We start from the raw sequence: 842 nt of genomic DNA, 5'->3' as shown, positions 1-842 counted from the left end.
GCCCAGGCCAAACCACCCCGGGCCAAAGGACTCCGGGCCAGACCACCCCGGGTGAGGGGCTGCCGTTCGCCGCTGCGGAAGCGAGGTCGGGAGTGCCCCTGGCAGCCCCGGAACCGGCATCGGGGGCCCCGGGTGTGCGGCCGGGGTTCGCCGGGGCCGCGGTGTCGTCCGGGCAGGGCTGTTCCGTGCTGGTGTCCACCGCCGGGCTCCTGCTGGAGCAGTGCGCGGGAGCGTTTGACCCTGTCGTACTGGCCCAGCTGGATGCGGCCCTGGCGCACGAGCTCGCCGCGGGGGCGTGCCGGCGGGCGGAGGACGCCGCGGCCCGGCTCGGCCAGCAAATCCGTGCCGGCGCCCCGGCGGGAAACCTCGCGGACCTGGCCCACTACGTCTCCGCCGCCAGGGGAACGGCCACGAAGGCCCAGTCCCAGGCTGCCGCGGCCACCGACGTCGTGCTGGCCCTGGGCGGCACCACGGGTGCCGGGCCAACAGACCCGGCACCCGGGCCGGGGGCCGGCAAGCCCGCGGGCCGTGGCTTAGCAGCTTCCAGAGGAACGCGCCGCGCCACCGGCGGCGGGCAAACAGCCGGCCCGTCCGCGATCCCGGACCGCACGGCAAACGCCACTGCGAACGCCACGGCGAACGAGACGGCGAACGACACTGCGAACGACACGGCAAACGGCGCGGTGAACGGTGCGGTGACTGGCGAGGCGGCTGCCCGTGGGCCCGCCGGCTATGACGGGGCGGTGGTCGCCGCGGTAGACCCGGCCGCCCTGGTGGACGTGATCGCGCGGCTGGAGGAGGTCAAGAATGCCGCGGCCGCCGCGCAGGCCCAGGCCGAGGCA

Annotated in this window: 2 protein-coding genes; one reads left to right on the top strand and one right to left on the bottom strand. The window is 76.1% G+C overall.

What is annotated here, in order from left to right:
- A partial coding sequence (locus G6N77_RS19700; RefSeq protein WP_240902451.1) for a hypothetical protein occupies positions 1-199 on the bottom strand: 199 nt, incomplete at its 3' end.
- On the opposite strand from G6N77_RS19700, the gene G6N77_RS19560 reads away from it, so the two are divergent.
- A partial coding sequence (locus G6N77_RS19560) for a hypothetical protein (protein WP_205678455.1) occupies positions 186-842 on the top strand: 657 nt, incomplete at its 3' end. The two genes, G6N77_RS19700 and G6N77_RS19560, sit on opposite strands and share 14 nt — an antisense overlap.

This window comes from Arthrobacter silviterrae, assembly GCF_011045165.1.
Classification (GTDB): Bacteria; Actinomycetota; Actinomycetes; order Actinomycetales; family Micrococcaceae; genus Specibacter; species Specibacter silviterrae.
Note: the sequence above shows the minus strand (reverse complement) of the source record. Positions and strands in the feature narration are given on the sequence as shown.